Here is an 8,147-nt window from a genome sequence, read left to right as displayed (position 1 = left end):
ATGTCTTTGATAAGAAAGGTCCAAAACGCGTCGCGTTGCAAGTGGAAGTATGCCGACCTAACAAGCCTGGCCCGCGTTACATCATTAAGATTCTCCGCGTCCAGCCCTATGCCGCCATGACCCGCTTGATTGAGGCATGCCAGGGTGCATCCTGGACTAGCAAATGGGCAATCATTCCAGAGACCGGAACCGTTGGCCGGTGTACCGTACAGGATGCCGGTCAGTATGCCGTATTTGAGCCCCTTGATGGTTTTGGCATCCGCGTTAACTGTTAGCAAGTATCCAGGCGTCAAGTCGTCGGATTGCACGAGTTCAACTATCTCTTGGCGTGTCCTATGGTCGGAAGTCGTCATTTTTCGCACCCTTTTTGTCGATTTACTTGTGTTCCGAGCCTGGGTTCCTATGTTCCGAGCTACCATCTTGCCACCTCTTGAAGCTAGTGTAGGCTTGCGCCTCAATTGAGACTACCACGCCTATTTTGAGCCTGTCAAGCCTACGCGCCGATATTGGCCGCCTTGTGGCTACATTGGCCGCGTATTGGCCGCATATTGGCTGGCTGGACGAGACGACACGCGCCAACCTACCCCACCCCCACGTCGAATTCCGAAACTTGACCCAGGGGCGACCCCGGCACCCCGGCGGTACCATCGGGCGGGGGGGTATCGTCGCACTACGGGGACTGCCGCGCCATATTTATACTTTTACGATCAGACCCCCAATGGGGCCCCCTATCCGCATCTATACCGCTTTCTGCAAATATGCTACCCTCCGAAAATGAAGAAGACCCGCAATCGCGTCCTAACGGCCAAACAGGAACGCTTCGCCCGGCTCTTTGTTGAACTCGGAAACGCCTCCGAAGCCTACCGCCAGGCTTACATGCCCAAGCTCCTATCGCCCCACGGCGTTAAATGCGAGGGCTACAAGCAGAGTCACCACCCCATGGTCCTCCAGCGCATAGAGGAACTGCGCGAAGTGCGGCAGTCTGACATGGAGTGGTCGCGTGACAGACTCGTATACGAGCTCTTCCAGCGCAGCAAAGAGGCGCGAGACGCGGGCCACTTCTCCGCTTCCATAAAGGCACTCGAGGTCATAGGCAAGCTTTCGGGCGTTCTCGTGGACAAGGTTGAATACAGCGGTACCATAAACCACTACTCCCAGCTCAGCATAGAGCAGCTAGAGCATCTGGCGATCCAGGGGGCCCAGGCGGCACTAGAAGAGGGCGTCATAGAAGGCGTCCTGGTGTAATGGTCGTAAGTAGAGAGGAAAAGGTAGACGTTGGCATACAGGCGACCCACGAACTCGCCCGGCGCAGTTTGAGCAAGTTTATGCCTTTCCGATGCGTGGAGCCCGGCACCGGGATGGTCCCGATGCAGGACTGGCCCCACCTCCAGGACGCTATAGCTACACTCAAAGAGGAACGCCTGGTCATCTGGGCCAAGTCGCGCCAGATCGGCATAACCACCACCCTGGCCGCCTACGTCCTCCACCACGCGCTCTTCACGCCCAACGCCCTAGCCCTGGTCTTCTCCAAGGGCGAGCGCGATGCGTGGGAGTTCCTTTTCCAAGTCGCGTGCCACCTACGAGGCCCTTCCGCCCGAGTTCCAGCAGCCCCTTGGCCTCCCCGACAACCGCGAGCAGATGACGTTCCAATCAGGCAGCCGCATCCTAACGCTCCCGTCCACAGAGGCCGCCGGTCGGGGCCTGAACCCCACGCTCGTGGTCATAGACGAGGCCGACTTCCACGAATATCTCGACGCCTGCTACAACTCCGTCAAGCCTGGCCTAGACGACAACAACGGCCAGCTCGTGATGACTTCAACCGTCAACCCTTACAAGATGGGGAGCCTCTTCCAGCAGCTCTACCAGTCATCGCCCAACAACGGCTTCAAGAAGCTGTTCTTCGGCTGGAGGGTGCGTCCCAATCGCGACCAGACATGGTACAACGAGCGCAAGACCCAGTACCCCGACCAGGCCCTCTTTCAGAAGGAGCACCCCGAGACGGAGGAAGAGGCCTTCGCGCCCGCTCGTGCTCTTGCGGCCTTCGATCTAGAAGTCCTCACCATGATGAAGCAGGATAACCGGGAGCCCGTCGAGACGCCCACCATGGGCAACGGCGTCCGTGTTCAACATCTACCAGCCATTCCAACCAGGCAAACGCTACGCCGCCGGAACGGACACCTCCCACGGCACTGGCCACGACTACGCCGTCACCGTCGTCCTGGACGCGGTCACGGGCTACATCGCCGCCGACATCTACAGCCAGGTGCTCGATCCTTCAGAACTGGGCGTAGCTTCCGTAGAGCTCCTCAACATGTACGGCTCCCCCATCTGGGGCATAGAGGACAACGACTGGGGTATACTGACTATAACCACGGCCCAGGACCTGCGCTACCGGCGTCTCTACTACCGTGACGACGCTCACCCAGGCTGGCACACCTACGACAGCTCCGGTATGACACGCGGGTCCCGCTACGTCCTGTGGGGCGACCTTATAGAGGGTATACACGCACGGGCCATCACCATACCCAACGCTTCCGGCCTGGCCCAATTCTTCACCGTTATCCGTAATCCCGACAAGAGGGGCCCGTCGAGGCCCAGTCCGGCACCCACGACGACTATCCCATGGCGATCGGCATAGCCTGGCAGCTACGCACCATGGCCCGCCCGTCCGCCGCAAGCCGTGGGCGTTCCGATGCTCCGCGCCGCCGCAGTAGCAGGCGATCCTGGTCAAGCAGGTGGGGTTGATGCAACAACATACCTTTGAAGATGAACCTACTCCAACCGTCATAGACGCCTACCGTACTCACCTTAAAGAGGTCTGGGCCAACGCCCACCGAAAGTGGGAGCAGTACGACTCCTACTACTTCCGCACCTATTCCATCTGGGAGGGCGAGGAGTCACACACGCGCCCAGGCTGGCTTAAACCGGCCCGTCCACATCTCTCGTAGACAACGCGGTAGACCACCAACTAGCCTCCGAGCCTACGCCCCACAGACACCCAGCCCGCCAATCCGAGGAGTCTCGCTCCAACGCCGACCGCGTAGAAGAAGCCCTCAAGGCCATAATGGACGAAGCTGCCCTCCTGGAGCCCGCTCTGACGTGGAAACAGGTCGGAAAGAGCCTCGTCCACCTGGGCTACGCCGTCCACGAGCTAGGATTGGACTCAAACGTGCTCCAACGCCGCGCCGACGAGCCTACCAAGGGCCCAGACAACTCGGATGACGATCTCAAGGCCAATCAACGCCTCCACGACCACTACAGGCGCACCGCGATGCCTTTTCGCACCCGTGCGCCCCATCCAGCCCGCATCCTGCTCGATCCGTGGGAGAAACGCCCCCGAATCGCCCATCGCCACGCTCGCCGCTTCTCCCAGGACCTCCACGAGCTCACTATGGCCCGCAAGAGCCGTGGCCGCCCTGTAGATATCTGGGAAGTACGCAATAACCGCCCCTTCGAGCTCATTCTCGTAGACGAGTACTGGACCGAGTGCTGGCACGCTATGATGGCCTCGGGCTACGTCGCGGGCACCGGGCGCGAGTCTGATACTGAAGAAGATGCTCTTCGTGGAGAAGAACACCTGGGGCTTCGTGCCCTACGCCCACGCCTACGCAGGTTTCGGGCAGGAGCCCACCAACTCCGACCGCATCGACCCATCCAACCTGGCCGTCGGCATCCTCGACTCCGTCATGGGTGACTTGCGCGCCCAGGCCCAGGCCGTCAGTGGCCGTCACAACGCGCTCATGGACGCCACTTTCAACCCCATCGGTACCCGTATGGGCGCAGAAGAACTCCGTGACCAGCTCGATCAGGGCGACATCGTGGAGATGCAGGACCGTGGCGACGTCTGGCGCATGGACATCCCCCAACTGCCCCGCTGGATGTTCCAGACCGAGGAGTGGCTGTCCCGCGACATCGAAGAGGGCACCTTCTCCCGCGCTCTTGCAGGCATCCGAGAACAGGGTGTTTCCACCGTTGGCCAGGCCGGCCATCCTCTCCACCGCTGCCGGTCGCAAGTTCGTATCCGTCGCCCGCCAACTAGAGCACCTGGCCTCCGTGGCAGGCTCCAGATACTTCAGCTCATCGACCTGCTCGACCTCAACTTGACCGTCAAGGGCAAACTCATCCGCCCTTCCTATATAGAATCCGACTACAGCGTCGATATCAGCTTCGACCTGGTAGACCCTGTCCTCCAGCTCCAGCAACGCCAACTCGGCCTCCAGGAAGTCGCAGCGGGCCTCAAGTCGATGGAGACCTACTGGGCAGCGGACGCCAAGCTCGAGGACGCCACCGGCGAGCGCAAACGCTTGCTCATGGACTGGGTACGCAAGAACCCCATGGTCCACCAGGCCATGGCTCTAGAGGTAGCCCGCGAAGAAGGCATCGAGGCTCTCGTGGAACGTGCCATCGGCATATCCCAGGGCGGAGCGGAGACGCCACCTGACGGCGGTCCCATCCTGGGCCCTGACGGGATGCCCCTGGACCAAACGATGGGCGGCGGAGGCGGCGAACTCCGACAGGGCCTGACCCCCAACACCGTCTCTCCTCCCCCGCACCGGAGCTAACCTGGCATAGGAGGGCCTGATGGCCAAGATAAATGAGTTCACTGAAGCCGTCCTGGCGATGAAGGACGAGCTGACCAGGATGCGTAAGAATGCCACCAAGGCCGACCCCATCCCGTTCATGCAGGAGCGCGTCTCCAGCAAGGCTACCGCCCGCGCCCGCCTGGAGAATATGTCCCCCGAAGAGCGCAAGGCCTTCGTAGAGAAGAACGGCATAGACGAAGTCATGAGGATAATAGGCAATGAAAACCAGAAGAAGCCCGTTGGCTTGAGAAGTATTTCGGCCCTGATGTTGCTCCTTTCGACAGTCCGAGCTGGGTAGCGAAGGTCGGGTTCGAAGAGATACTAGAGTCACTTGCCGAGGACGCTAGTAGAGGCTCGCGGAACGAAGGGGTCCGGCTGGCCGCCGAAGCACTTTTGGATGAAATAAAAGGTTACGGATCAGACCTACAGGCCGACTTTGTCATGTATTGGGACCCGGTGCAATTGAGAAAAAACGTGACAGTGGATCGGGTAGGGGTGTTGTCCCATGACGAGTGGACTACATGGATCAGGTTGCCCCGCGACGAGAGGGGCAAACGACCTCCGTGGATAAAAGGGATGCCCGGCAGGGAGTCAACTCTCACTCCGCAGCCAACGTCCACTCCACAACCACCTGCCACAACTGGAGAGAAAATGACACCGAAAGAAAGAGCTAAGTTAACCACCCACTTCATGGGAACCAACTTCGCCCCCACAAGCGGGGAGACTGTAGACAGATCCTTAGACGGGTAGAACGAGATGGGAAGGATAACAAGGAGGCGACCGAAGGCTGACCCTGGCCAGGGATGAGATCAGAACTGGTAAATTCTTCGCCCCGCCGCAAGCAGCTCCTGGCCCGCAAGCAGGTCCTACTGGCCAGACCTATCTGGAGCAACAGATATTGGAAGCAGCCCTAAGAAAACTTGAGGGCAAGGATACGGGAGTTCAACAAGAGTCGTTCACTTCGGAACAGGCTGCATTTAACGCAGCAGCCAAGGCAGCGGGCTACAAGGACCCTGCTCAGTTAACAGATGCTGGTAAGAGAATAGTACGAGAAAAGTTCAATATATACGCACAGGCAGGCAGGTTTACATATTCGTCCCGTGCTGCCACCGCCACTGGCGACTATGAAACAGAGATAGTCAACGGGCGAAGCCAGGACCGTGATCCTCACCCAGGGTGGCAGGCATGTAGCCAGCAGCCGCCTGGGTGCTCAGCTTGCCCAGTACACGACCGCGGACCTTAACGTCCGTCTGCAAGCCGATACCGGACCAGGATGAGCAGATAGTGATCGTCCAGGACAAACAGGGGAAGGTTATCGCTCAATGGCGTCAAAGCACCCTGGAAAAGATGAGGGCGCGAAGTCATGGGAAGAGGCCCATAAAAGGGGACTGGACGAGGGCATACCGGAAGACCGATTGGACGTTAAGTCGTCTATTGCCGCCGACGGCTCGACCGTCTACCACCCTACCATCAAACCGGAAGGGGCTCACCGATATGGGACAACCGCGACTGCCGAAACTACTTTTATTAAGCTAGGTGAGGGAAAGGGTTCCCTCCTAATATATAAGACAGGCAATCAGGTCGGCTCCGTCCGCATCCCGCCCAAGCCAGGGGTGACGATACAGAACACTTTCAAAACACCCGGTGGTGGCGTCCGCGCCGTCTTCAGCGATGGCTCCCAGCAGATATACGGGGAGGAGGACTTCACCCTCGGCACGCCTGTGCAGCGCGTGGGCCCCAATGGCCAGACAGATTGGTACATCGAGCACGCTCCCGGCCAGTACAGTCAGGTCCCTGAGACTTTCAAGCCCGACGTAGTCAGGATAGGCGACCGCGAGTTCACCCAGGACGCATCTGGCCGCCTCACGCCTCTCGCACGGGAGTTCGACCCAGGCATCACCCAGATAGGTGGCCGCACCATAATGCAGCAGCCTACTGGCCAGATAAGTGAGCTCCAGCGTCAATTTGACCCAGGCGTCATCACCGACCCCAGTGGCTTACAGCTCCTACAGCAGCCCAGTGGCGCGGTCTCCCAGACCCGTGCCGCCAATATCAACGAGATCATCGCCCAGGCTCTCATCGACGGCAACTTCGATAAGGCTCTGGCGTTCCAGGACTTCGCCAACCGCCCGTCAGCCAAGGAGGCCTTCGACGCCGCCCTATCCTTTGCCCGTTCCCCCGCCGACCAGCAACTGGTCTCCTCCATCGCTCGCGGTGAGACTCCAGTCGCTCCGCCACCGCCAGGCGTAGTCCAACGGATAGGCCCCCAGCCAGACTTCCTGGTCCAGGCCTACAACGAGTTCCAGCAACGTCTCCGTGGTGGCCGTCCGCCTACGCCCGAGGAGCAGGAGCAATATGCGTCCCGCTACAGGGCTGGCGAAACGCCTGTCTCTGATGAGTTTAAACTGAAGCTGAAGACTCAGGAGGACGCCAATGAGCGGGCCATAGAGAAGAACGAGCAGGCCATGGCGAGCATAGAGCAGAGGCGCGAGACGGACCGCGCAATTTCGACTCCCAGATTCAGAAGCAGCAGCAGGAATTCGACCTCAAGATAGCGGAGGCCACCGGCCCATTCCAGAAGGTGGGCCAGGAGCGAAGTGCTACTGATCCTACTAACGACGCTGATGACGCGCCCGCTGGTGAGACTGAAACTACAGTTAACGCTTGCGGATTCTTCCCCCGGTCAGGAGATGTACTACAACGAAGAGAGAAAGAAATGGTATATGCGCGACACAGAGGAGAGGCCAGGTACAGACCCCCTTACTGCTCAAGAGCAGGTAGACAAGAACCTCGCAGACAAAGAGAAAGGGTTCCAGACACAGGTTAAAGAGTTAAACAGGGAGCTGTCTGAGGGGATTGGTGGTAAGGAGAGGTTTGCCGGTCTGGTCACGTCGGATCAGATACAGCAGTGGATGCGTACAGCCGCCCGGAACGCCAGGGGCAGCTCCTCTCCCTATTGGGAGACCATGTTCGAGGCCCTCAGCGGTCTTGCAGAGCCTGTACATCAAGAGAATGTTGAGAGGCTCGAGCGGAAAGCCCTACGAGATGCTCCTCCTACTGCAGAGCAGCTTGCTAAAAAAGCAGAATTCGAGCAATTAAAGAAAGTGCCAGACCGGAAGTTAGAGAGCGGAAAGCTAGAGAGCAGAAGGCTACAGAGACCCTTGCCGTATCTGAACGACCAAGCTTTTCGCCTCGTGCGTACACTGCTCCTTGGTCCCAGGTGAAGGAATTAGCGGCACAGTATGAATCAGATGTCGACGTAGATATAGTAGAAGACCTGGGTAAGCAGGAGACTCCTGCATTCGAGACAGCATTGGTAGAGACCCAAGCGACACTTGCTAGTCAGCCGTCTTACGCTACTCCCTCTGCTCCCTCCCCATGGGACGTAGAAGGTTTTGCCCGTGGCGGCATGACCAGTGGCAAAAACCTGGAGATAGTAGGCGAAGAAGGCCCCGAGCTTGTAGACCTCCCACCCGGCACATTCGTCCTGCCCATCAAAGGGCTCAACCGACGCCAGGTTCGCCAGTCCAAGCGTCGAGGCGTCCCGGCTACCAGGCAGGCAGC

Annotated in this window: 8 protein-coding genes; 6 read left to right on the top strand and 2 right to left on the bottom strand. The window is 59.2% G+C overall.

The genetic code is table 11. The features are described 5' to 3' along the window. The coding region (locus tag ACVBEG_RS27290; RefSeq protein ID WP_447108563.1) for a hypothetical protein at window positions 1-353 on the bottom strand (353 nt) is incomplete at its 3' end. 421 nt (window positions 354-774) lie between these two features. Here ACVBEG_RS27290 and ACVBEG_RS27285 point away from each other — a divergent pair. Together ACVBEG_RS27285 and ACVBEG_RS27280 are read left to right on the top strand one after the other, a co-directional pair. Next, complete coding sequence (locus tag ACVBEG_RS27285) at window positions 775-1,245, top strand: terminase small subunit (RefSeq protein WP_447108562.1); 471 nt, start codon at window positions 775-777, stop codon at window positions 1,243-1,245. 874 nt (window positions 1,246-2,119) lie between these two features. After that, window positions 2,120-2,638, top strand: a complete 519-nt coding sequence (locus ACVBEG_RS27280) for a hypothetical protein (protein ID WP_447108561.1) — start codon at window positions 2,120-2,122, stop codon at window positions 2,636-2,638. Window positions 2,639-3,163: 525 nt separating this feature from the next. Here the strand turns inward: ACVBEG_RS27280 and ACVBEG_RS27275 are convergent. Further along, a complete protein-coding gene (locus ACVBEG_RS27275) occupies window positions 3,164-3,577 on the bottom strand; it encodes a hypothetical protein (protein ID WP_447108560.1) in 414 nt (137 codons plus the stop codon). Here ACVBEG_RS27275 and ACVBEG_RS27270 point away from each other — a divergent pair. The 4 genes from ACVBEG_RS27270 to ACVBEG_RS27255 all read left to right on the top strand — a co-directional run bounded on the left by ACVBEG_RS27270 (window position 3,564) and on the right by ACVBEG_RS27255 (window position 7,807). Further along, window positions 3,564-4,562 (top strand): hypothetical protein, encoded by a 999-nt coding sequence (locus ACVBEG_RS27270; protein ID WP_447108559.1) that lies wholly within the window; start codon window positions 3,564-3,566, stop codon window positions 4,560-4,562. The genes ACVBEG_RS27275 and ACVBEG_RS27270 overlap by 14 nt on opposite strands. 19 nt (window positions 4,563-4,581) lie before the next feature. Continuing rightward, the gene (locus ACVBEG_RS27265; RefSeq protein ID WP_447108558.1) at window positions 4,582-4,881 is read left to right on the top strand and encodes a hypothetical protein; all 300 of its coding nucleotides are present in this window, start codon (window positions 4,582-4,584) and stop codon (window positions 4,879-4,881) included. Window positions 4,882-5,905: 1,024 nt separating this feature from the next. Further along, on the top strand, window positions 5,906-7,138 hold the full coding sequence (locus ACVBEG_RS27260; RefSeq protein WP_447108557.1) for a hypothetical protein: 1,233 nt from the start codon (window positions 5,906-5,908) through the stop codon (window positions 7,136-7,138). Between the two features lie 42 nt (window positions 7,139-7,180). After that, complete coding sequence (locus ACVBEG_RS27255) at window positions 7,181-7,807, top strand: hypothetical protein (protein ID WP_447108556.1); 627 nt, start codon at window positions 7,181-7,183, stop codon at window positions 7,805-7,807. The last annotated feature ends 340 nt before the right edge of the window (window positions 7,808-8,147 follow it).

The organism is Pseudomonas sp. GG8 (genome assembly GCF_052976945.1).
The sequence above is the reverse complement of the archived record's forward strand: the minus strand, read 5'-3'. Positions and strand labels throughout refer to the sequence as shown.